This is a genomic window from Acidimicrobiia bacterium (assembly GCA_040880805.1).
Taxonomy (GTDB): domain Bacteria; phylum Actinomycetota; class Acidimicrobiia; order IMCC26256; family DASPTH01; genus DASPTH01.
Genome location: JBBDHW010000037.1, coordinates 1 through 22375, shown reverse-complemented (window position 1 = coordinate 22375; position 22375 = coordinate 1). Strand labels below are relative to the sequence as shown.

At 67.2% G+C, this 22375-nt stretch carries 26 protein-coding genes and 1 pseudogene; 15 read left to right on the top strand and 12 right to left on the bottom strand.

Features of this window, described 5'->3' with window-relative positions; all coding sequences use genetic code 11:
- Window positions 1–39: 39 nt before the first annotated feature.
- From WD271_09380 to WD271_09365, 4 genes are all read left to right on the top strand, one after another.
- Window positions 40–2520 (top strand): glycoside hydrolase family 3 C-terminal domain-containing protein, encoded by a 2481-nt coding sequence (locus WD271_09380; protein ID MEX1008038.1) that lies wholly within the window; start codon window positions 40–42, stop codon window positions 2518–2520.
- Complete coding sequence (locus WD271_09375) at window positions 2521–3714, top strand: amidohydrolase family protein (protein ID MEX1008037.1); 1194 nt, start codon at window positions 2521–2523, stop codon at window positions 3712–3714. It begins immediately after the preceding gene.
- A gap of 66 nt (window positions 3715–3780) precedes the next feature.
- Window positions 3781–4107, top strand: coding sequence for a GNAT family N-acetyltransferase (locus WD271_09370; protein ID MEX1008036.1), 327 nt, complete (start codon window positions 3781–3783; stop codon window positions 4105–4107).
- Window positions 4108–4176: 69 nt separating this feature from the next.
- Window positions 4177–4857 carry a class I SAM-dependent methyltransferase gene (locus WD271_09365; protein MEX1008035.1) on the top strand — a complete coding sequence of 227 codons (681 nt, stop codon included), beginning with the start codon at window positions 4177–4179 and terminating at the stop codon, window positions 4855–4857.
- Between the two features lie 327 nt (window positions 4858–5184).
- Here WD271_09365 and WD271_09360 read toward each other — a convergent pair whose 3' ends face one another.
- From WD271_09360 to WD271_09350, 3 genes are all read right to left on the bottom strand, one after another.
- Entirely contained in the window at window positions 5185–5712 is a 528-nt protein-coding gene (locus WD271_09360) for an XRE family transcriptional regulator (GenBank protein MEX1008034.1), read from the bottom strand.
- 89 nt (window positions 5713–5801) lie between these two features.
- Window positions 5802–5936: a hypothetical protein gene (locus WD271_09355; GenBank protein ID MEX1008033.1), complete on the bottom strand. Its 135-nt coding sequence runs from the start codon at window positions 5934–5936 to the stop codon at window positions 5802–5804.
- Between the two features lie 107 nt (window positions 5937–6043).
- On the bottom strand, window positions 6044–6475 hold the full coding sequence (locus WD271_09350; GenBank protein ID MEX1008032.1) for a nitroreductase/quinone reductase family protein: 432 nt from the start codon (window positions 6473–6475) through the stop codon (window positions 6044–6046).
- Window positions 6476–6606: 131 nt separating this feature from the next.
- Here WD271_09350 and WD271_09345 point away from each other — a divergent pair, with 131 nt between their 5' ends.
- The 4 genes from WD271_09345 (at window position 6607) to WD271_09330 (ending at window position 10405) form a co-directional block, all read left to right on the top strand.
- Window positions 6607–7524 (top strand): phosphotransferase, encoded by a 918-nt coding sequence (locus tag WD271_09345; protein ID MEX1008031.1) that lies wholly within the window; start codon window positions 6607–6609, stop codon window positions 7522–7524.
- Between the two features lie 88 nt (window positions 7525–7612).
- Window positions 7613–8350: a methyltransferase domain-containing protein gene (locus WD271_09340; GenBank protein ID MEX1008030.1), complete on the top strand. Its 738-nt coding sequence runs from the start codon at window positions 7613–7615 to the stop codon at window positions 8348–8350.
- Window positions 8351–8360: 10 nt separating this feature from the next.
- Window positions 8361–9374 carry an HAD-IA family hydrolase gene (locus tag WD271_09335; protein ID MEX1008029.1) on the top strand — a complete coding sequence of 338 codons (1014 nt, stop codon included), beginning with the start codon at window positions 8361–8363 and terminating at the stop codon, window positions 9372–9374.
- Window positions 9375–9691: 317 nt separating this feature from the next.
- A complete protein-coding gene (locus WD271_09330) occupies window positions 9692–10405 on the top strand; it encodes a hypothetical protein (GenBank protein ID MEX1008028.1) in 714 nt (237 codons plus the stop codon).
- Between the two features lie 7 nt (window positions 10406–10412).
- Here WD271_09330 and WD271_09325 read toward each other — a convergent pair whose 3' ends face one another.
- Window positions 10413–11189, bottom strand: coding sequence for an LLM class flavin-dependent oxidoreductase (locus WD271_09325; GenBank protein ID MEX1008027.1), 777 nt, complete (start codon window positions 11187–11189; stop codon window positions 10413–10415).
- 79 nt (window positions 11190–11268) lie between these two features.
- On the opposite strand from WD271_09325, the gene WD271_09320 reads away from it, so the two are divergent.
- Window positions 11269–11517: an Rdx family protein gene (locus WD271_09320; GenBank protein ID MEX1008026.1), complete on the top strand. Its 249-nt coding sequence runs from the start codon at window positions 11269–11271 to the stop codon at window positions 11515–11517.
- 59 nt (window positions 11518–11576) lie between these two features.
- Window positions 11577–11870, top strand: a complete 294-nt coding sequence (locus tag WD271_09315) for a hypothetical protein (protein MEX1008025.1) — start codon at window positions 11577–11579, stop codon at window positions 11868–11870.
- Window positions 11871–12191: 321 nt separating this feature from the next.
- On the opposite strand, the gene WD271_09310 is transcribed toward WD271_09315, so the two are convergent.
- The gene (locus tag WD271_09310) at window positions 12192–12488 is read right to left on the bottom strand and encodes an antibiotic biosynthesis monooxygenase (GenBank protein MEX1008024.1); all 297 of its coding nucleotides are present in this window, start codon (window positions 12486–12488) and stop codon (window positions 12192–12194) included.
- 60 nt (window positions 12489–12548) lie between these two features.
- Between WD271_09310 and WD271_09305 the strand changes: the two genes are divergently transcribed.
- The 3 genes from WD271_09305 to WD271_09295 all read left to right on the top strand — a co-directional run bounded on the left by WD271_09305 (window position 12549) and on the right by WD271_09295 (window position 13839).
- The gene (locus tag WD271_09305) at window positions 12549–12743 is read left to right on the top strand and encodes a VOC family protein (protein ID MEX1008023.1); all 195 of its coding nucleotides are present in this window, start codon (window positions 12549–12551) and stop codon (window positions 12741–12743) included.
- A 143-nt stretch (window positions 12744–12886) separates the two neighbouring features.
- The gene (locus WD271_09300; protein ID MEX1008022.1) at window positions 12887–13318 is read left to right on the top strand and encodes an MmcQ/YjbR family DNA-binding protein; all 432 of its coding nucleotides are present in this window, start codon (window positions 12887–12889) and stop codon (window positions 13316–13318) included.
- 116 nt (window positions 13319–13434) lie between these two features.
- Window positions 13435–13839, top strand: coding sequence for a hypothetical protein (locus tag WD271_09295; protein ID MEX1008021.1), 405 nt, complete (start codon window positions 13435–13437; stop codon window positions 13837–13839).
- Window positions 13840–14079: 240 nt separating this feature from the next.
- On the opposite strand, the gene WD271_09290 is transcribed toward WD271_09295, so the two are convergent.
- From WD271_09290 to WD271_09265, 6 genes and pseudogenes are all read right to left on the bottom strand, one after another.
- Entirely contained in the window at window positions 14080–15231 is a 1152-nt protein-coding gene (locus WD271_09290) for a DUF6596 domain-containing protein (protein MEX1008020.1), read from the bottom strand.
- Window positions 15232–15233: 2 nt separating this feature from the next.
- On the bottom strand, window positions 15234–15641 hold the full coding sequence (locus WD271_09285; GenBank protein MEX1008019.1) for a YciI family protein: 408 nt from the start codon (window positions 15639–15641) through the stop codon (window positions 15234–15236).
- A 242-nt stretch (window positions 15642–15883) separates the two neighbouring features.
- Complete coding sequence (locus WD271_09280; protein ID MEX1008018.1) at window positions 15884–16279, bottom strand: tyrosine-type recombinase/integrase; 396 nt, start codon at window positions 16277–16279, stop codon at window positions 15884–15886.
- Window positions 16280–16376: 97 nt separating this feature from the next.
- Window positions 16377–17051, bottom strand: a complete 675-nt coding sequence (locus WD271_09275) for a class I SAM-dependent methyltransferase (GenBank protein ID MEX1008017.1) — start codon at window positions 17049–17051, stop codon at window positions 16377–16379.
- Window positions 17052–17083: 32 nt separating this feature from the next.
- Window positions 17084–17342, bottom strand: a pseudogene (locus tag WD271_09270) (transposase).
- A 44-nt stretch (window positions 17343–17386) separates the two neighbouring features.
- Window positions 17387–18529: an amidohydrolase family protein gene (locus tag WD271_09265; protein ID MEX1008016.1), complete on the bottom strand. Its 1143-nt coding sequence runs from the start codon at window positions 18527–18529 to the stop codon at window positions 17387–17389.
- A 314-nt stretch (window positions 18530–18843) separates the two neighbouring features.
- Here WD271_09265 and WD271_09260 point away from each other — a divergent pair, with 314 nt between their 5' ends.
- Window positions 18844–20283 (top strand): MBL fold metallo-hydrolase, encoded by a 1440-nt coding sequence (locus WD271_09260; protein MEX1008015.1) that lies wholly within the window; start codon window positions 18844–18846, stop codon window positions 20281–20283.
- A gap of 215 nt (window positions 20284–20498) precedes the next feature.
- Window positions 20499–20750: a hypothetical protein gene (locus WD271_09255; protein ID MEX1008014.1), complete on the top strand. Its 252-nt coding sequence runs from the start codon at window positions 20499–20501 to the stop codon at window positions 20748–20750.
- A gap of 47 nt (window positions 20751–20797) precedes the next feature.
- Here WD271_09255 and WD271_09250 read toward each other — a convergent pair.
- A partial coding sequence (locus WD271_09250) for a class I adenylate-forming enzyme family protein (protein MEX1008013.1) occupies window positions 20798–22375 on the bottom strand: 1578 nt, incomplete at its 5' end.

Genomic DNA, 22375 nt, shown 5'->3' with positions numbered 1-22375 from the left:
TCTTTCGCCGCGGTACCCGACCCGCCAATACTGGGCGGCATGTCCCGTGACATTCCTGCCCTCGTCGCAGCCCTGACCCTCGACGAGAAGGCCGCGCTGCTGGCCGGCGACGACCTGTGGTCCACCGTCGCAGTCGTTCGGCTCGGTATCCCGAAGGTCTTCGTGACCGACGGGCCCAACGGCGCGCGCGGCCCCGGCCTCCCGGGCGAAGGCGGTGAGGGCGTGAGCGCGTTCTGCGCGCCGTGCGGCTCGGCGCTCGGCGCAACGTGGAATGTCGGGCTGGTCGAACGCATCGGCGAGGCGATCGGCGCCGAAGCGCGCACGAAGGCGTGCCGGGTATTGCTCGGCCCGACGGTCAACATCCACCGCTCGCCTCTCGCGGGCCGCAACTTCGAGTGCTACTCCGAAGACCCGCTCCTCTCCGGCAAGACGGCCGCCGCGTTCGTGCGCGGAGTGCAGTCGCAGGGTGTCGCCACCACCGTGAAGCATTTCGCGGGGAACGACGCGGAGTTCGAGCGCATGACGATGAACTCCGTGATCGACGAGCGCACGCTGCGCGAGATCACACTCCTCCCGTTCGAGCTCGCCGTGCGCGAGGGCGGTTCGCTCGGGATCATGACCGCGTACAACCGGCTCAACGGCACCTACTGCGCGGAGCACGAGTGGCTTCTTGCCGACGTCCTGCGCGGCGAGTGGGGCTTCGAGGGCTTCGTGATCTCGGACTGGTACGCGCGCGGGTCGTCGGCCGGTTCGGCGGGCGCCGGGCTCGATCTCGAGATGCCCGGACCCGGCCGTGTTTACGGACCCGCGCTCGCCGGCGCGGTGCGAGGCGGCGAGGTCGACGAATCGGTCGTCGACGCGGCAGCGACGCGCTTGCTCACCGTCTTCGACCGGATCGGCGCGCTCGACGACGGGCCGCCGGAGCCGCAATCGCTCGATCGCCCCGAGCACCGCGCCCTCGCGCGCGCGGCTGCGGCAGAGTCGATGGTGCTCCTGAAGAACGACGGCGCGATGCTGCCCGTCGACGCGTCGTCGATCACCACGCTGGCTGTCATCGGACCGAACGCCCAGCAGGCGCGCATCATGGGCGGCGGGTCGGCGTCGTTCACACCGCACTACCGCGTGCCGCCACTCGACGCGTTGCAGGAGCGCGTGGGTGCCGACGTGAAGATCGTCTACGAGCAGGGCTGCGACATCGAGCGGACGGTCCCACCGGTTGCGGCCGAATTCGAGGTCGTGGTCGACGGAGGGCCCGAGCGCGCGCGACGGCGAGACGGCCGGGTGATCTTCCTCGGAGGCCTTCCGGGCGGCGGCAGCTCGTTCCGCGCGACCGCCTCGCTCGTTCCGTCGACTACGGGACCACACGTGCTGTCGCTCGTGCAGCTCGGCCCGTCACGCGTGCTGCTCGATGGCAACGTCGTCCTCGACGGCGTCACGAATCCGCCGCCGCGCGGGCGCGAGCTCTTCGCCATGGGGAGCGAGGCCATCGAGGCGATGGTCGAGCTCGACACGAGCCCGCACGAGCTCGTCGTCGAGTACACGGCCGCAGTGGGTGGAACAGGCGGTACGAGCGGCGCGTTGGAAGGTGTGCAGGTGGGGTGCCGGGCGCTCCCCCCGGCGGACCTCATGGAACGCGCCATAGCGGCCGCGGCAGGAGCTGACGCCGCGATCGTCGTCGTCGGCACGAACGACGACTGGGAGTCGGAAGGGCACGACCGTGAGTTCATGGAGCTCCCCGGCGACCAGGCCGAGCTCATCCGTCGGGTCGCCGCTGTCAATCCGCGCACCGTGGTCGCGGTGAACGCGGCGTCGCCGGTCACGTTGGACTGGGCCGGCGACGTGCCCGCGGTGGCCTGGTTCGGTGGCCAGGAGATGGCGAACGCGCTGGCCGACGTGCTGTTCGGCGAGAACGAGCCGAGTGGACGGCTGCCCACGACGTTTCCGGTGCGGCTCGAGCACAACCCGTCGTACGGAAACTTCCCCGGCGAGAACGGCCAGGTGCGCTACAGCGAGGGTGTGCTCGTGGGCTACCGGTGGTACGACGCGCGCCGGCTGCGGGTTGCGTTCCCGTTCGGCCACGGCCTGTCGTACACGACGTTCGAGATCGGCGCGCCGCGCGTGTCGTCGATGACGTTGACGGCGGGCGACACGTTGACCGTCGAGGTCGACGTCACCAACACCGGCGCGCGGCGCGGCGCCGAAGTCGTGCAGTGCTACGTCGCACCGCGGGACCCGAGCATCACGCGCCCACCGAAGGAACTGAAGGCGTTCGCCAAGGTGTGGCTCGACCCGGGCGAGACGAGCACCGTCGTCCTCGAGCTCGGCGACCGCGCCTTCTCCTACTGGCAGCCCGTGACCGACTCGCCTCTACCGGGGCGCACCGGGCCGCCCATCCCGTCCGCGGAACCGGCGCCCGCTCCCGATCCAGGGTGGCGGATCGACTCGGGAACGTACGACCTCGAGATCGGTCGATCGTCGGCAGACATCGCGCACGTAGCGACCGTGGAGGTAACGATCTAGATGTCGCTGCTCCCCGACCCGGAAGCGAAGCGCAGGGCGTTCACCATCATCTCGGTCGACGATCACCTGATCGAGCCCGCCGACCTGTTCGACGGCCGGATGCCCGCGGATCTCGTCGACCGCGCGCCGCGTGTGGTCGAGCTCGAAGGCGCAAAGCAGGCGTGGGTGTTCGAGGATGCGCTCTATCCGAACATCGGGCTCAACGCGGTGATCGGACGCCCGAAGCACGAGTGGAGCATGGATCCCGTACGTTTCGACGAGATGCGCAAGGGATGTTGGGACATCCACGCGCGTATCGCCGACATGGACACCGCGGGCATCTGGGCGTCGCTGTGCTTCCCGTCGCTGCTTGCCGGATTCGCCGGCACGATGTTCGCGCGCGCCAACGACCAGGAGGTCGGGCTGGCGTGCGTGCGGGCGTGGAACGACTGGCACCACGACGTGTGGGCGGGTACGTATCGCGATCGGATCATCCCGTTGCAGATCACGTGGTTGAACGATCCGGCCGTCGCCGCGCAGGAAGTGCTGCGCAATGCCGCGAGAGGGTTCAAGGCGCTCAGCTTTCCCGAGAACCCACACCACATCGGCCTGCCGTCGATGCACACCGAGCACTGGGATCCGCTGCTCGCGGCGTGCGAGGAGACCGACACCGTGATCTGCCTGCACACCGGATCGGCGGCGTGGTCCGCGGGAGGATCACCGGGTGCGCCGCTCGAGCTCAGCACCACACTGTTCCCCGTGAACGGGATCGTCGCTACCGCCGACTGGTTGTGGGCGCGCGTGCCGCTGCGGTTCCCGCGATTGAACATCGCCCTGTCGGAAGGAGGGATCGGCTGGGTGCCGATGCTCCTCGACCGGCTCGACTACGTGATGTCGCACTCCGCGGTCGGTGGTGCCGGTGTGTGGGACGGCGATCTCACGCCGAGCGAAGCCGTGCAGCGGAACTTCTGGTTCTGCACCATCGACGACCCGTCGACCCTGGGGGCACGGGAACGTATCGGCGTCGACCACATCATGGTGGAGACCGACTACCCGCACGCCGACTCGAGCTGGCCCGACACACAGGAGCTCCTCGAACAGCGCTTCGCCGGGCTACCCGACGACCACATCGACAAGATGACCCACGAGAATGCGGCTCGCCTGTTCCGTCATCCACTCCCGGCTGACGGCTGGACGACCGCAGCGGCGGAGTAGCGGCTGACGCCTCTGCAACCGCGCCGTGCGCGCTCCGACGAAGCACCGGCTGTCGCCGAGGTTTGGTTGCGGTCACGCCACGCGTCGATCCCCGCCATCCCGCCGCCGGTCCATCCCGACGACGAAGTCCGCGAGTGGTTCGCGTCCATCGTGCTTCCGAACCGAGAGGTGTGGGTGATCGACACGGACGACGGGCTCGTCGCGATGATGGTGCTGCTCGACGAGTGCGTCGACCAGCTGTACGTGGATCCCGAATGGACCGGCCAGGGTCTCGGGTCGGCGCTCGTTGACGTCGCGAAGGAACAGCGGCCCGACGGCCTCGACCTGTGGGCGTTCCAGAGCAACATCGGAGCACTTCGCTTCTACGAGCGCCACGGCTTCGTCGCGATCTAGACGACCGAGGGAGCGAACGAGGAAGGCGCTCCCGACGTCCACTACCACTGGCGGGCGTAGCGTTCGTGTGTGCAGGAAGAGCGGCTCGATACCGCCCACCAGGCGTGGGACCGCCGGTGGGCTGACCCCACGACCCGCGCATCGTGGAATCAGCCGGAGCCGGCCGTCACCGAGCTCGTGCCCGCGCTGGTCGCGCGCGGGGTACGGCGCGTGGTCGACGTCGGAACCGGGATCGGCCGTCATGCACTCGTGTTTGCTCGCGCCAGCTTCGAGGTCGTCGCCATCGACGCCAGCCCGACTGGACTCGCCGAGCTACGTCGCGAAGCCGACGCCCAGGGCCTTCGGATCGACACGCGGCTCGCGCCGTTCACGAGCCTCCCGATCGATGACGACAGCATCGACCACGTGCTCGCTTGGAACGTCTTGTATCACGGCGACGCAGACGTCGTGCGCACCGCGTTCAGCGAGTGCCGTCGAGTGCTGCATCCCGGCGGGACCACACAGCTGACCATGTTGTCGAAGCGTCACCGCGCCTTCGGCGCCGGCCGCGAGGTACGCCCGGACACGTTCGTCGACGATCAGAGCGCGGGCGACAAGAGCCATCCGCACTTCTATGTCGACGCCACGACCCTGACCGCGATGCTGACCGATGCCCACCTCGAGGCGCTCTCGGTCGTGGACATCGACCAGCAACCACCCGGCAGCTTCCACTGGACCGTCCTTGCTGAGGCCGCCGTCCGCGAGCGTTAGGTGGATGTGGCGGTAGAGGTCGCGCATGCAACCGACCTCCGCCGCGTGATGCAGGATCTCACGGTTCACGTGGGAGACCTGATACCAACGCGCCCGGCGCGCCGCTTCGACGTGAAGGGCCGCTTCGTCGAGCGACGCCACGATCCTCCGGAAGTCGTCGAGCACCTCACCCCAGAGCGCGACCGACGAGGCGGCCTCGACCGGGATCGCAGGCTCGGGTGCGGGCCGAAATCCTTCGTTCACCCATTCGCCCGGGAGCGCTTGATCCTCGTCGGAGAGCTCTTAGCAGTTCCCGCGCGCCGCTTCGCGCGTCGGCATCTGCATCGATCAGCTCGCGAGCTGACGCAGCAGTCGCTTGCGCGCCTGCGCGCCGAGCGGTCGCAACGCGCGCCGCGCCGCGAGTACTTCATTGACCGCGGTTACGACGGCTGCTTCGGTCTTGTCGACCTTCTCAGACCCATCGAATGTCTCGAACCAGCTGCCGACATCGCTCCAGCGCCACAACGGACTGCGCACGTTGCCCGCGACCGGTCGCGGCCAGCCGCCGGGGCCTCGAGTTCCATTGATCAACGACGAGACCGACTGACGGCTTCTGCCGGTGCGCTCGGCGATGTCAGCCGCTGAAACGACTTCGTCGGGTTCGACTCGCAAAACGTCGAATCCCGCCGACTCCACCTCCGCGATCGCCGACAGGATCGCCTCCTGTAACGAGGACGACTCCCGGTCAAAACCGATCGAATGGCCCTGGGGACCCGATTCCGGAACGCCATCCTCAACCCCCGCCTCGAACAAGCGGTTCGCTCCGTCATCGTCGATGCGATCAGCGACCACCAGTCGGAACGTGTAAGTCTTCATCGTCGGTCTCCTCTACGTCGCATGTCGGCGTACGAACTCGCGGATGCGCCTGGCTATCGTCTCGGGGCTTCGCGGAGTGCTCCAGACCGTCAGCTCCTGGCCATTCGGCGCGACACCCTTCCCCACACGTGGCCCTTGCGGATCTCCACCACCTCGAAGCCAGCCTTCTCGGCGCCCTCGAGTGCCTTGTTGATCTCCTTGTGCGGGTGCCGGCCGCGGGTCACGTGGACAATGTACACGGCTCCGATGACATTGTCCACGCCTCCCGCTTCGGCGCCATTCTCCTTGCGTGCGACGCCGTCGACTGCGCGAACTCGCGCCCGGGCGGTGACTACTCGACGGGTTCCAAGCGGACCAGGGGAATCTCGCGCTTGGTCTTGGTCTGGTAGCCGGCGTAGTTCTTGTGGTCAGCGGTGACGAGGGGCCACAGGCGTGCTCGCTCTTCCTGGGTCGCGACACGCGCGTGCATGCGCTGCTTGGGTTTGCCGTCCATCACCACATCGACCTCCGGGTTGTCCCGCAGGTTGAGGAACCAGGCCGGATGGTGGTCGTCGCCGCCGCGGGATGCCACGACAACGATGGTCGCACCATCCTGCACGGGCGACGTGAGCATCACCGAGCGAGGCTGGCCGGTCTTGCGGCCCGTCGTCGTGAGCTCCAGCACCGGCATGCGGCTGAGATTCCATCCCAGGCGTCCACCACTGATCTTGAGCAGGCCGCGGTGGACAGTGTTCATCGTCTTCAACGAGAGGTCGCTCGGCATGCGCCGAACCTAGTGGGCGAGCGGTCCGGACATCTGTCCAGCTCGGAAACGGCCATGCGCCCCGAGTCTTCCATCTGCCGTTGTGCGGTCGCTCCGGTTATCAGGCGCCGAACCGACAACACTGGACCCGCGTGAGTCCCTCACACACGTTGGACGATGCCGAGCGGTACCGGTTGCTTCGTCTGCGGCCTCCGTCGCAGACGCTCGCGTGGGTCGAAGAGACCCTCGGCGCGAAAGTGACCCGCGTCCGGGTGCTCTTGGGCGGGAGATCTTCTGCCATGCACGTCCTGTATGTGGCCTGGCCGAGTGAGACTGGCGCAGCGGTCTTGCGCCGCTCTGTGGTTCCACTCATCCACGCCAAGGACCCCGACATCGCGGGACGCGAAGCGCGCGTGCTGCAGCGCTTGGAAGCGACGCCAGTTCCCGCGCCGCAACTCTTGGCCGTCGACCCGACCGGCGCGGAGACAGACGTGCCGACGATCCTGATGGCGCGGCTACCCGGCCGACTCGACGGAGCGCCGAAGGGCACCGATCAGTGGTTGCGCGGCCTCGCTGGTGTCTTGCCCGCGATACACGCGGCACCACTGACCTCCGAACACGGCATCGACGACTTCAGGCCCTATGACCCCGAGTCAGGGGAACCGCCGACATGGATGCAAGCGCCCGCGCTCTGGGAGCGCGCCCTCGAAATCTTCCATGGACCCCGGCTCGATCCCGATCGAGTGTTCATCCACCGCGACTTCCACCTCGCGAACGTCTTGTGGCACCGCGGTCGGCTCAGTGGCGTCGTCGACTGGCAGGCAGCGAGCATGGGTCCCCCGTCGGTCGACGTGTCGTGGTGTCGCGGCAACCTGATCGGAAACTTCGGTCTCGAGACCGCCGATCGGTTCGTCAGGATCTGGGAAGAGATCAGCGGTCGGAGCTTCCATCCCTGGGCGGAAGTCGTGCTGCTGGTCGATCTCATGTCGTGGCCAGTCGAGCGAACGCGCCAAGAACGCGAGGATCTCGAATGCGCCCTCGCGCAGCGGCTGAGCGAGCTCGGGAAGTAGCGCACCTGCGTTGCCGCGATAATGGTTCGGATCGACATGACGACAAGTGAGCAAGCTGGTCGCGATGGTTGACGATCGCGGCGCCCCCATGCTTGGAGACGCGTTCGGCGCGGCTCTGCTCGCTGCGCTGGAGCATGGCGAGAGTCGCGCCGTCGTCGAGCGCGACGACGGATACGTCGACATCGACTCGGTCGAACAGAACTACTTCGGAGCGCCTGACAAATGGGGCGAGCGATGCCGATGGGCGCTCGATCGCGCGGTTGGCCGTGTGCTCGACGTCGGCGCCGGTGCCGGGCGCGCCGCGCTGGCACTCCAAGACCACAACCAGGATGTCGTCGCCCTCGACGTCTCACCGGGCGCACTCCAAGTGTGCGAGCGGCGCGGCGTACGGCAACGCTTCCTCGGCACCGTCGACGATCTCGCGGCGACCACGCCGCCGCCGTTCGATACGTTCCTCGCGCTCGGCAACAACCTCGGGTTCTTGGAGAGCCCCGAGCGAGCGCCGGACTTTCTCGCCGCACTCACGAGGCTCGGCCACCCCGGCTCGATCATCGTCGGAACGTGTATCGATCCGTACCAAACCGACGATCCCGTGCACCTCGCGTATCACGAGGCAAACCGCCGCCGGAATCGGCTCGGCGGACAGATCACGATCCGCATCCGCTACCGGGAGCTCGCGACCAGTTGGTTCAACCTGCTCTGGTGCTCCCTTGACGAGCTCACGCAGATTTGCGAGCCCGCCGGTTGGACGATCACTGACGTCTTCCCCGGTGCGCTCTACGGAGTGGTGCTCGAGCAAAGGCTGCGATCGCCGGCTGCTGGTTAGCGTGGGCAATGTGCCAGTGGAGGGGGTCGTGTTCGATATCGGTGGCGTGTTGCTCCCCGAACGCACCGCGTTGGGGCGGATGCGCTGGGCAGCGCGATTGGACGTGGAGGCCGATCAGTTCAACGAGCTGGTCTGGGGCGCGATCAACACCGTCGGCCTTCCCTATGAGATCGACGATGTCGCGTCGGTTCTCCGCGCCGACACCGGGTTGGACGCGCCAGACGTCGCGCTCCTGCTCGCTGACTTCAACGAGCACTGGGTGTTGGAGGACCGGCTCGAGGAGTTCCTCGGCCGTCTCCGACCTCGCTATCGCACCGGCATTCTGACGAATGCGCCCGCCGGTGTGCGGTTCGCGACTACGCACCGGCTCGCGCTGGATCGTCTGGTGAACGCGGTGGTGATCTCGGGCGAGGAAGGAGTTGAGAAACCCGACGAACGGATCTACCGGCTGATGACCGATCGGTTGGGCGTGGATGCCGAGCAGTGTGTCTTCATCGACGATCGACTCGACAACGTCGAGGGCGCGCGAGCAGTCGGCATGTCGGCCCTGGAGTTCGTGTCCGTCGGCGACACGTTGGCGTGGCTGCGACGCGAACTGCAGATGATCGAGACGCAGTACGCGGCCGCGGGGGGCGTCGTCATCGAAGGCGACGAGGTGTTGGTCTTACGACGCCCGGAGCGCGACGAGATCCGGCTCCCCAAGGGCCACATCGAAGCGAACGAGTCGCCCGCCGACACCGCGGTCCGCGAGGTCGGCGAAGAGAGTGGCTATGTGGACGCGGTCGTCACCGCCGACCTCGGGATTCAGGTGAGCGAGTTCGACGCCTTTCCCGACGCCGGCCCCGGCTGGCACGTCACACGCGATGAGCACTACTACCGGATGCGCCTGCGCACCGGCCGGCGACGCGCGCAGAGCGCGGGCGACGAGAAATTCACGCCCGTGTGGCTACCAGTCGAGGAAGCCCGTGCCGCGTTGACCTTTCCCATCGAACGCAGATGGCTCGAGCGGGCCCTGACCGTCTGACCGTGTCCCGCCTTCGGCCACGCGTCCGGTAGTTTTCCGCGGGGTGACGCACCCCGAGGAGCGTGACGTACTCCTGCACGGGCACCGGCTGACCTACCGGATCGGCGGCGGCGAGCCTGGGGATGGGCGGCCGGTGCTGCTGTTCGTCCACGGCGAGGCAGGACTACTCGCTCGGTGCGCACGCCAACGTGTTACGCGACCTGATGATCGCCCTCGGGATCGAGCGCGCCACCGTCGAGGAGGGCGTAGATCGCAGCGTTGATCATGCCTCAGGACTGGCCGTCCGGAGCGGGACGCGAGAAGCTTCGGGCGTGAACATGCCCTCGAATCAGGCCCACTTCGCGTTCATCTGCGCGATGCCGATGGAGCTCACGCCGCTCGTCAAGAAACTGGCGCTCACGGAGACACAGGTCGCCGACGTCACCGTGCACTCGGGAACACTCGGCGACCGCGACGTCGTCGCCATCGTCACCGGGATGGGCATCGACTACGCGACAACGGGCACCGAGCGCCTGCTCGACGCGATGTCGATCGGCCACGTGGTTTCCGTGGGCATCACCGGCGCGGTGGAGAACGAGACCCCGATCGGGACACTCATCCTGCCGGAGGCCGTTGTGCACAGCCAGACGGGCGCCGAGTACCGACCCGCGCCGCTCGGCGACGGAACGCCGCAGGGCAAGATGTACACCGCGGTCGGGCTCACGACCGACCTCGACGCCATCGCCGAGCTACGAGACCGCGGCGTCGTGTCGCTCGACATGGAGACTGCCGCGATCGCGCTGCTCTGCGAGGAGCGCGGCATCCCGTGGTCGGTGTTCCGCGTGATCAGCGACCGCGCGACCGACGGGAGCGTCGACGAAGAGGTGTTCCACATGAGCAACATGGACGGGACACCGAACGAGGCGGCGATCACGGCTTACTTCGAGAAGCACCCGGACCGTCTCGAAGTGATGGCGCGCCTGGCCGAAGGCGCCACGTTGGCCGCCGACACCGCCGCCGACGCCGCGATCCGGGCCTGCTCGCAGTCGTAAGGATGGGTCAACTGAGCCACCGCGCGTGGCGCCGGATCGCGTCGGTATACGGCGGTCGCACGAAGAGCACGAGCCGGTCGACATCGAGTGCAGCCAGTTGCGCGCGCCGTGCGCCGTGGGGGTCCAGCCATTCCGAACTCAGGCTCGCCGACGTGGTCACGAGGAAACTCCCGGGCGGATTGCCGGCGCCCGTGTGCGCGCTGCGGGCCCGTGCGATGAGATCGGCGCCTGACGTGTTGATGCCGTCGGCGACGCGCCCGGCGAGCTCGCTCATCTTCGGTCCGAAGGCGCCGACGATGATCGGCGGTGGCGGCTGGGGCTGGAGGAATCCGGCAGCTCCATCGGCGCGGCCCGTCCACACCTGACGGAGCGTCGCGATCGCGTCCTCGACCGCGCGCCTGCGCCGCCGGGCACCGGGAACGTCGCGGCCGAGCGCGTACTGCTCGGCGGCGTACGGGGTGTCGGCTCCGCCGCCGGCACCGATGCCGAGGAGGAGACGCCCGGCGCTGACCTCCTGCAGCGTGGCAGCCATCACCGCGAGGGTGCCGGCGTCGCGGTTGGCGACGTTGAGCACCATCGACCCGACGGCGATCCGCGGGACGCTCGCAGCAATGGCCGTGAGGGTCGTCCAGCACTCGAGCACGCCCGAGGCGCCGTGCACGGAGCCGGCGAGGTGGTCGTAGGTCCACACGCCGTCGAAGCCGGCTGCTTCCGCCGCGACGGCGCCGTCATGCACGTCGACCCAACGGGCACCGAACGGATCGAACAGAAGATCCACATACATGCACACGACGGTAGCGGTGTGCCACTATCCGGGTAACCGCGCGTGGAGGAGGTGGGATGTGTCGGACGACCAGCACGTCATCCGGATCGAGTACTGCAGCGTTTGAAACTACACACCACGTGCCGTCAGTTTGACGGACGAAGTGCTCACGGGGTGGGGCCCGCGCGTCGAATCGCTCGAGCTCGTCCCGTCGTCGGGTGGTCTCTTCGAGGTCACCCTCGACGACGAATTGATCTTCTCCAAGGCCGACCTCGGTCGCCACGCCGAGGACGGTGAGGTTGCGTCGTTGATCCGAGCGCGCCTCGGACCCGAGATCGAGCAGGGGTGATCGTGAAGCCCTGCTCACCGACCAGCTCGCTCAGGCGCACGGGACGATAGCGTGAGCGCGTGGACGAGACCGAGGCCGAAGAGGCGCAGGGTGAGGTACCGGACGGTGTGGGTCCCGAAGTCTTTCGCGAGCAGTTGCGACACGCCGCTCGACAGGATCCCGAGCAGGGTGCGCACGTCACACTGCACGACGAAGGGCTCTACCTCGCCGACATCGAGAGCGTCGAAGCCGAGGAAGGCGGGCACCGGTCGCGCATCACGTTGCGGAACGGCGCAATCATCGCGGGAGTGACCGGCGCGGCGATCGTCGCGGCGCTGGCGACGATCCGCTTCCGGCGCCGCCGAAGCAACTGATCGCTCGCGTGATGACCGATCGAAAGCTGGTGCGGTATCACTCGTTTGTTCAGGACAGCGCGCGATCGGACGGCTTCACGTTCCGCGACGATGACATCCGCGGGGCGGGGCCCGCGATCCGGGCACCTCAACTGCGATCACCGAGTCACCTCACGGCGATGGATTGATGGGTCCTGGCAACCGAGTGGTGGAATCGACGCGCCGAATCCATCGCATCTCGCGTCCGGTCTGCTCTCGGGTGCGTGGCAGGCTTCCATCGAGCTGAACCGTTGCGGCATGGACAAACCCGGCGTTGCGCGCCACCGCAGCGCTTCGCGCGTCTCAGGCACGCATGAGCGGCTCGTAGTGCTCGACGACTGGAAATGGGTTGTAGAAGTGATGGAGGAGATCCCTCCACTTCTCGTATTCGCGCGAGCCCCGGAATCCTTCCGTGTGATCCTCAAGACGCTCCCACTCGACCAGGAGCAGGTAGCGCGACGGCTGTTCGATGCACCGATCGAGGGCGAGCGACCGAAAGCCTGACATCGCCGCGATAATCGCCTTCGCCTCGGCGAACGCGCGCTCGAAGCTCTGCTCCTCGCCCGAACTCACGTTGAGGACTGCATGCTCAAGGATCATCCGAGCATCCTGCCGCAAACTGAGCGTGCACTCCCGTCGGTTGGGGACGAGGGGTGTGCCGTGGGTTTCCTCGTTGTCGTCGCCGCCCGTTGGCCCGACCCCGCATACCCCGCGCAGCTCCACGTCGACTTCCGATTCACCCATGGCACGCACTCGGCCCAGGAGCGCGCCGAGCGTTTCGGCGCCATCCGCTTGCCGAAGTTGGCCGACACCGAGATCTACGCCGACCCTTCCGGTCACCCGTTCTGTCTCTGAGTCAACAATCGGCGACCGCCGAGACCGGTGGCGCCGCGTTCACTGATCCGCCGTACAGTTCACGCAGTTCTGCTACAAGGGGACGGCGTTGGACCCGATCGAGTGGCTGCTCGAGGGAGACCCATCGGTGGGAGTCTGAGCTGGTGAGCGTTCGCAAGTGGGACACCCTGCGCGAGTTCGCGCTGAGCCTTCCTTCCGCGACAGAGGACTTCCCGTGGGGCGAGCCTGTCATCAAGGTCGAGAAACGGTCGGTCGATCCGCCGCCATGGCGAAGGCATCTCGTGCACGGACCAATGTTCTTGTGGCTCGGGAGGCGCGACGCCCAGACCCACGCCATGGCCGTCAAGCTCACCGACTCCTACGAGCAAGCAGTCGCGCTCGCACGGGCAGTGCCGACGACCACCAGCGGCCTCGGACAGTGGGGATGGCTCACCGTTCGACTGTCCGCGGCTGACGTGGACCTTCTCTGTGACTGGGTCGACGAGAGTTACCGCAACAAGGCCGCCAAGAAGCTCATCGCCGAACTCGACGCTCGAACGAGAACCCCAGCTCGGCGACGCGAGTTGGAGCGGTAACACACCCTGCTGCGGCGCTTCGACGGTGGCCCCTCGCGCGAGATCGCGAAGTTGGCGGCTTCCTCGACGCGCACGGAACGAACGGCACTACGCAGCGGTCGGAATAGGGTGCGGTAATGGTAAGTGTCGACGAGGTCGCCCGGATGGCCCTGGACTTGCCGGAAGTCGGCGAGGGCGAGCGTCACGGCAATCGCACATGGTCGGTCGCGGGCAAGGCCTTTGCGTGGGAGCGGCCGTTCAGCAAGGCAGACATCCGGCGGTTCGGCGACACCAGCCCGCCCGACGGAGCGATCCTCGCGGTTCGCGTCGAGGATCTCGGCGAGAAGGAGGCCGTGCTCGCGGCACAGCCCCGAGCCTTCTTCACGATTCCGCATTTCGACGGGTACCCGGCGATTCTGATCCAGCTGAAGACCGTCACCAAGCGAGCACTGCGGGAAGCGATCTTCGACGGCTGGTTGGCGTGTGCGCCACACCATCTTGCCGACGAGTACGTCGAGCAAGAACGAGCCCGTCGTCATTGACGCGTGCCAGATTGCGCGCCCCGAACGCTCAGTCGACGCGCGTTGCTCGCGCGACAGATCGGCAGCGTACCCGTGTATTAGGCGTTCTGGGACAGGTCCGGGTGCACGAGAAGTGCTGTCGGCGGTTCGGCGCTGCGGAGCTTCGAGCGAGTTCGCCTCAGTTGGCCGACCTTCAAGGCGCGCACCGGCCGAGCGAGCTCGCCGAGCAGTTGGCGGCCATCTTCACGCCCGGCGACGAGGTCATCTGTGGTGTTGCAGGAGTTGGTTGAGTCGCGCTGCTTGGCGCGTCTGATGGTCGCGTTCTGCGAGGTTGGGTGCGTTGCGAGCCGCGTTGGCATAAAGGCGGGCAGCGAGTTCGAGATCGCCGTTCTTCTCGTGGAGATAGGCGGCGACCGCTTCGCGTCGCGGGACGTGTTCGTCGACCTCGGCCAGTGCCGCCAACCCTGCGAGCGCGCCGTCGGCCTCGCCGACTGCGACCGCACGGTTGAGCCGGACGATCGGAGTGTCGGTGAACCGGAGCAGTTCGTCGTACCACTCCACGATCTGGACCCAGTCGGTCTCCTCGATACGCGTCGCGTCGGCATGGAGCGCGGCGATCGCCGCTTGCGCCTGGTACTCGCCGAGCTGGTCGCGCGCGAGCGCAGCTTGTGCGATGTCGATTCCCTCGGCGATGAGCACTATGTCCCACTGGCTGCGGTCCTGATCGGCGAGCGGCACGATGCTTCCGTCCGGTCGGGTGCGGCTGCGGCGGCGCGCATGGTGCAGCAACATCAGGGCGAGCAATCCGTGGACCTCGGGGTCGTCCACCAAGGCAGCCAGCTGCCGGGTCAGTCGGATCGCCTCGGCCTCGAGATCGACGTCGCCGGAATAGCCCTCGTTGAAGACGAGGTACAGCACCCGCATCACCGTGCGCACGTCGCCGGGACGATCGACACCGGCCCGACTGACCGTGCGCTTGGCGCGGCTGATGCGCTGCGCCATGGTGCGCTCGGGCACGAGGTATGCCCGAGCGATCTGGCGTGTAGTGAGGCCACCCACGGCCCGGAGGGTCAGAGCGACCGCCGACGACGACGTCAGGTCGGGATGCGCACACAGGAAGTAGAGGCGCAGCGTGTCGTCGGCGCTCGGGACCGCGCCGGCCGGCGGTTCGGTGTCGAATCGGACCTCTCGGTCGCGGCGCGCCGCGTCTGACCGCGTCATGTCGAGGAAGGCTCTCCAAGCGACCGTGATGAGCCACCCCGTGGGGTCGGCGGGCAACTCGCCCTCCCACGCGGAGAGCGCCCGGATGAGCGCCTCCTGCACGGCGTCCTCGGCCGTCGCGAAGTCTGCACCGCGACAGACGAGGACGCTCAAGACCGCCGGCGCGAGCTCGCGCAGCTCGACGTCGTCCACGGTCACTGAGTGACGGTGGGCGGCGCGGCCAGGAAGGGTCGGACTTCCAGCCATTCGTGGATCGGTTCGCCGCCGGCCCCGGGTGCTGCCGACAGCTCACCGGCGAGCTCGATCGCTCGCTCGTGGCTGTCGACGTCGATCACCATCCATCCCGCGATCAAGTCCTTCGTCTCGGCGAACGGGCCGTCGGTCACCGGCGGGCGCCCCTCGCCGTCGTAGCGGACCCACACGCCGTCGGGCGACAGCGCCTGTCCGTCGATGAACTCGCCGCTGCTCTCGAGCCGAGCTGCGAAGTCGTTCATGAACCGGATGTGTGCCTCGACCTCGTCGGGCCTCCACTGGTCCATCGGGACATCGTTGACGGGCGCCGGCGCGCCTCGGTAGTGCTTGAGCAACAAGTACTTGGCCATGGTGTTCTCCTTGTGTGACGTCGGCCCTTCCGGCCGGATGCACCCCTGAGACGGAGCAGGCCCCGAATTCTCGACATCGTCGGCGGGAATTCGGCACGAAAGCTCTGAGGACGAGTCAGCGGTCATGACTTCAGCCTGCCAAGGCTCGCTGGCGATCGGTGACTGTTATGTCGGGGGCCCGATCGATCGACTCCGGAAGTCGGAGGCTGCCTCCGAAGTGCCGCTCGAGGTGGGTCAGCAGGTCAGCCGCCGGCGACAAAGGCAACCACGACGTATGCGGCGTGTCGGTCGAAGTTCTCTCTCCGGCGGTCGTAGATCGTCGTAGTTCTCGGATCAGCGTGGCGGGCTGCGATCTGCACATCACGTAGCGGAACGCGGGCATCGAGCGCCGCCATGATGAAGCCGGCACGAAGCATGTGCGGGTGGACCGCGCCGAGCCCTGCCCGTTTCCCGATCGAGCGGACCCAGCGGTGCGCTGTTCGGCGGTCCAGGCGCGGTCCGTCCCTCCGTCGCAGGATCGGCCCCTCGTGCTGTTCGCCAACCGCGAGGTCGATTGTCCGCGCGGTCCGGGGCACGAGCGGGATCGTGGCGGGCTTGTTGCCCTTTCCAAGGAACGTGCCCAACTCGGCGCGGTCCATGCCGTGACCTTCGCTCGGATGAACCTTGGGTCGACGCACGTACTGGGCTGGGTTTGACCCGATGCGCCCGTCGATGTGAGCAAACCGGCATTGCGTGTCAGTCCGTCAAGTCGACGCCGAATGGTTTGAACGCTTCGAAGCTCGCCTCGATCTTGGGGTTCGGCACGCGGAAGGCGCGGAGCCGCGTCTCGCTGTTGATCGGTTCTCGTTGCCAGCCGGTGTTGTTTTCGAAGTATCTCGCTGCCGTAGCCACTGACAGCCAGGAACAGTCGTCGAGGACGATCAGACCACCGGGACGTACGAGCTCGCCGAGGAAGAACAGGTCGACGAACACGTTGTGGAACACGTGGCTGCCATCGACGAACGCTGCGTCGGCGACGACGCCGTCGGCCATCAGCCGGGGGAGCACGAGTTGAGATCGTTCGCGCAGCAACGAGCAGACGTCGGTCAGACCAGTCATGACGATCACGTTCCATCCCGCGTCGTGGAAGTGGCCTTGGAACGCGTCGATGATCAGGTGGCGCGCATCGTCGGCGCCCGGAGTGACGAGGGCCTCCGCGATCGCGAGCGCGGAACTTCCGTACGCGAGGCCGATCTCGATCACGACTCGCGCGCGCTCGGCAAGTAGGAGGTCGCGGAGCGCGTCACAGTCACGAGGCGGGACGGACACGACTTCGAAGTCGCCCTCGGTACGAGTTCGGCTCGGACCGTCGTCGGCCAGCTTGCGACGCATGGTCCGAACGCTGCCGAGGAGATCGGGGTCAGCCGGCACGTTGCCAGTATTCCTGATTGGAATCAGAGACGTCCGTTGCGGTCCCGCGGGATCTCCAGCGGGATCGCGCCGGCGTCGGTCAACACCGTCTTGGGCGACGTGCCGTTACGGGAGTTACCCGAACCGCGGCCGGCGGGATCGCCACGTTCGTAGCCCAGATGATCGCTGCGCTCCACATCGAGCACACTCGACGCCCTCGGCATCGACTTGCGCCATCAGCCGTTCGATCAACTCGTCGTCGATCACCGACACCTCCGCCGGCGGCTGCTCGTCACGCTTGGTGTCCGACATGATGCGGAATTCTCTCCGGCCCTCAGGCCATCAGAGCTCCGCCCTTACACAAATGTTTGTACACCCCCCGTGAGGATCGAGCGCAGGTTGTCCCTCATCACCTTTCGCACATCCTGCGAACTCAGCCCGTTGAGGTGCTTGGCGAAATCGGTGGGCTCCGCCAATGCGTCGTAATGCGGGAAGTCCGACCCGGCCGTCACCCGCTCGACCGGGATGAGCTCGATCAACCCCTCGATGTCGTCCTCCCAGTGCGGCGTCACCCAGACGCACCGATGGAACACGTCGACCGGGTCCTCACCCAACGTGCTCGCCCGACCGAACCGGCCGAGAAGAGACACCAACCGCGGCACCCAGTCGGCATGGTTCTCGACCGACAGGAACCGAAGGTTCCGATGACGCGTCGTCGCACCCTGCCAGATCATCGCCGCGAAGAAGTCCGACACCGGACGGCCACGATTCAAAAGCGTATCGAGCGTCTGGTCCTGGAACGGTCTCAGCTCGTAGTTGCCGGTGTACTCACCCGAATGACGGTTGTAGCCCGCCGCCGCCGCATGCACGCACACCACCACACCAGCCTCTGCGCACCGCGCCCACAACGGATCGAACATCGGGTCCGCCGGCGAGGTCCACCCCAACTGCGTTCGCACCGGGCCGCCACAGACCATGATCGCCCGGCATCCCCGCTCGAGCGCCCACTCCAACATCGCCACCGACTCATCCACATCCGACAAGGTGAACAGGGGCGTCGCGAAGCTGCGGTTCTCGAACGCGAACCCCCAGTCCTCCTCCAACCAACGGTTGAACGACCACGTCAGATCCGACAGCAACCACAAGTTGTCGCCCACGATCTCGGTCAAACCCGACGCCAACGTCGGGAACATCAACGACGCCTCGATCCCCTGCTCGTCGAAGCGCGCCACACGCCTGACCGGATCCCGGTACTCCGGCCGGTCACCCAGCGGTTCCACCTTGCGCCTGTCCAACGCGCCAGCCACCGCCACAGGATCGAACGTCGGGTTCACGATGTAGTCCCACACGCGGTTCCCCACGACGATCAAACGGTGACCCCGATCATCGGTCACCCAGTAGAAGTCCCGACGCCGCCGCTCCGGCAGATGCCGGGTGAACGCATCAGAAGCCTCGTACAGATGGTTGTCCGCGTCGAACATCCCATAGCCGAGTTCCACGTGCTCGCCCTCCTGTTCAGTCGTGGCTCAATCTAATAACCCTTCACGCTTGACGACCGAGGGACCGTCCAGTGGCTCCGCGGTAACAGCCTCGTCGACGCCTACGTGCCTCCGAGGACAGAGCAGGAGTTGGCCGGTAACCAGCCGGTGGCGCAGTGTGCGAACCGTCGCTGCAACGTCAAGTTCGGTGGAATCGAGCGTCACGACGATCGCGACCGGGGTCGTCGTCCGCTGCCCGGGTCGCCGTGGCTCGCTGCACGCGTGCGGGGACAATCGGGCACACTGGCATCGCGTGCGGAGCGGGAGGCGTCGGGATGCGGATCACACTGCTTGGACATGCTTCGGTGCTCGTGGAGCTGGACGGGGCGACCTGTCTCATGGATCCGGTGCTCGGCGATCCGTTCGAGGAGGGCACGGTGGTGTCGTGTCCCGGGCGATCCGTCGACGTGGACAAGATCCCCGAGGTCGACATCCTCGTCGTTTCGCACCGTCATCCCGATCATTTCGACGTGGCTTCGCTCGACCTGGTCGCGCGCGACGTCGACGCGATCTGTCCGCCCGATCCGCTCATCGTGCACGCACTCCGGGAGCTGGGCTTCGAAAACGTCCATCCGGTCGTGGCCATGGCCCCGATCCTGGGACCAGGCTTCGAGCTCTTCCCGACCCGGTCCGAGCTCACTTCGGTACCCGAGATGGGGATGGTATTCCGCGACCGTTCGGGGGCGTTCTGGAACCAGGAAGACACGCTGCTCTCCGACGAGACGATCGACGTGGTGCGCGACCGGTTCGGGACGATCGACATCTTGTTCGCGATGTACGCCAGTCAGAACTTCGAGTTCTTCGAGAGCCGCGCGACCGGGTTCCCCCTCGAGACACACCGGCGGAACCTCGAAACCGCGCTTCGCGTCGACCCGACCGTTGTCGTGCCCGCGTCGGCTGGCTTTCGATTCTGTGACGACCATGAATGGCTCAACGCGTTCCTCTTCCCCATCTCGCGCGAGCGATTTGTCGCCGATCTGGGTCGACTCGCGCCCCAGGTCGACGCCCGCCTCATCGATCCCGGTGATGTGCTCGAGGTCACCGCGGGCGTCGAGATCTCGCTCCATGCCGGCGCGTCGCCCGTCGCCCGCACCGAGGCGCTCGACACATGGCGCGTGGCCTTCGACCCGACGGCGCCGATTCCCCCCCTCAGCGACCCGAACCCCGACGGGTATGTACCCGCGCAGCTCGAGCGGCTCGCCGTCGAGGTCGTGCGCGGACTCGGCGATTGGGTCACGACCCCAGCGGGAAGTGACGACCGCGCCGTGGGCGCGTACCGGGAGCATCGGGTGCGCTACCGAGTTGGGTTGGTGTTCCCCGACGGCGCGGAGCGACGCTTCGATCTCGACTTCGGTGCAGACCCCGCCCAGTTCGCCGAGGCCGGCGTCGGGGAACGCGACGCTGACCTCGTACACCGCATCGCGGCGTCGGCCCTCGCCGGCTGGGCCGAACACAGCCGCAGCTTCTTCTCGGTGCGTGCGTACTCGCGCCGCTTCGGGACCGTGTACGCGCTCGGTCACGACAACGCCCCGGTCGCGCTCGATGCTGTAACCCTTCCCGACCTCCTTATGTACTACCTGGTGTACGTAATGGAAGGATCCGAAGTCGCGGCCCTCTCCGAAGTCGAACACCAGCTCTCGGCGCTTCGCGGCCGACAACCGAGCCTCGGAGGGCAGCGACCGGCGCGTGAGCACCGACACCCGCACAGCCGATGACGGCGCGTGCGCGGTGGCGCGATCGTGGAGGTAGACGGAGGAATCGTCATGGGCGTTGCTCATCCCGCCGGTTCCTTCTCGGCGAACGGCGAGGTGTCGTGGCGGAAGGGCCGGTCGGAATGCGATGGCTGGGTCGGTTTCGAGTTTTCCGCTACGAAATACGTCGCTGGCGAGACGGGCAGATTCCCGACATCGAAGAGGCGATCGCGAGCCCCGTGAGGCTGACAGAGGATGCCGAAGTCGCGAGACACATTCTCGATGTGCTGCCATCGATTCCGACCCCGGTGTGGGGCCGCGACGAGTTCGGCACAGGCGCGATGTGGAACTCGAACTCCGTTGTCTCGTGGGTCCTGGCGCGTGGCGGAGCCGACATCAAGACGATCCGCCCGCCGGTCAACGGCCGAGCGCCTGGGTGGGACGCGGGGCTTGCGATCGCAGCGCGAGGTGTCGGCGGCAAGGGCGCGTAACTGTAGATATTCCGCGCACACGGTCCGAGCACAGAACGGCGCACCGTTTAGCTCGGCGTCGCGTCCTCGGCTTCGAGCTCGTGCTTCAAGAGCTTGCCGGTCGCGGTGTACGGCAGGCTGTCGCGGAACTCTACATACGCGGGCACCTTGTGACGCGCGAGCGACTGCGCGACCCATTCCTGAATTGCCGACTCGCTCAGATCCGCGCCGGGAGCCAGCACCACGAATGCCTTCACCTCTTGCCCGAGCTCGCGGTGCTCCACGCCGATGACCGCGGCGTCGGCAATGCCGGGATGTTCGACGAGCCGGTGTTCGATCTCGATCGGGTAGATGTTCTCGCCACCGCGCAGGATCATGTCGCGCATCCGGCTCTCGATGAACAACACGTCGTCGTCGATCCGGCCGAAGTCGCCGGTGCGGTACCAACGGCCTGGCCAGAACGCCTCCTCGGTCGCCTCGGGATCGTCCCAGTAGCCGAGGAACACGGTGCCGGAGCGGATACAGATCTCCCCGACCTCACCCACGCCGAGCACATTGCCGCTCTCGTCACGGATCTGGATGTCGATGGCGGGCGTCGCCCGCCCCACGGCGTCGGGGTGGTGCTCCATCAGCGGGCCGAACGAGAGCGTGCCCGACCCCATGGTCTCGCTCGCGCCGTATCCCTGTGTCACACCGACACCAGGGAACTTCTCCTGGAGCAAGCGGATGAGCTCGGGCGGAAACGGCGCGCCACCGGAGCTGATCGCCTTCAGGCAGGTGAGGTCGTAGTCGTCGAAGTCGGGGTGCTCGAGCAACCGCCAGTACATGGTGGGGACGCCCGTCCACGTGGCGATGCGGTGCTTCTCGGTCAATTCGAGGTGGGTGGTCTCGTCCCACCGGCCCGGGGGCGTGAACACGATCGTGGTGCCGTAGAACGGTCCGCCCATCATGATCGGGGCAATGCCGGAGATGTGGAAGAACGGACCGGCGCACAGCGATGCGGCCGCCATCGGCGACGCGGTGCTGCCGGTGTTAGCGAGCATTGCGCTCGTTGCCCCGCGCAGCCCACTGCTGAGCGCGAAGTGGATGATGTTGCCGTGCGACAACGTCGCGCCCTTCGGCCGCCCGGTGGTACCGCTCGTGAACAGGACGATGAAGGGATCGTCCTCGTCGAGCGGCGTGTCGGGCAGCGCGACCTTGCCGCGCGCCGCAACCTTGGCCGCCAGCTCGCCCCATCGCAGAATCGGCGCGTCGATATGGGCGCCCGACTCCGCGATGCGTTCGAGGCGCGGATCGTCACCGATCAGCACCTTCGGCTGGGTGAGCTCCACGCCGTACGCCAGCTCGGGACCGGTCCACCAGCCGTTCAAGCCGGTGCCGATCGCGCCCGTCACGATGCAGGCCCACAGCGTGAGCGCGTACTCGACGGTGTTCGCGCTCGCGATCGCCACCCGGTCACCCTTGCCCACTCCATATTCGTCCGCGAGCACGGCGGCGTACGACGCGACCCGACCGGGGAGCTCCCCGTAGGTGACGGTCTCGTTCCCGAACACGAGGTACGGCGAGTCGGCGTGCCGCTCGGCGGCGTTGACCAAGACGTCGCGCATGTTGCGCGGACGCTGGGCGAACACCTGCAGCGTCTCGCC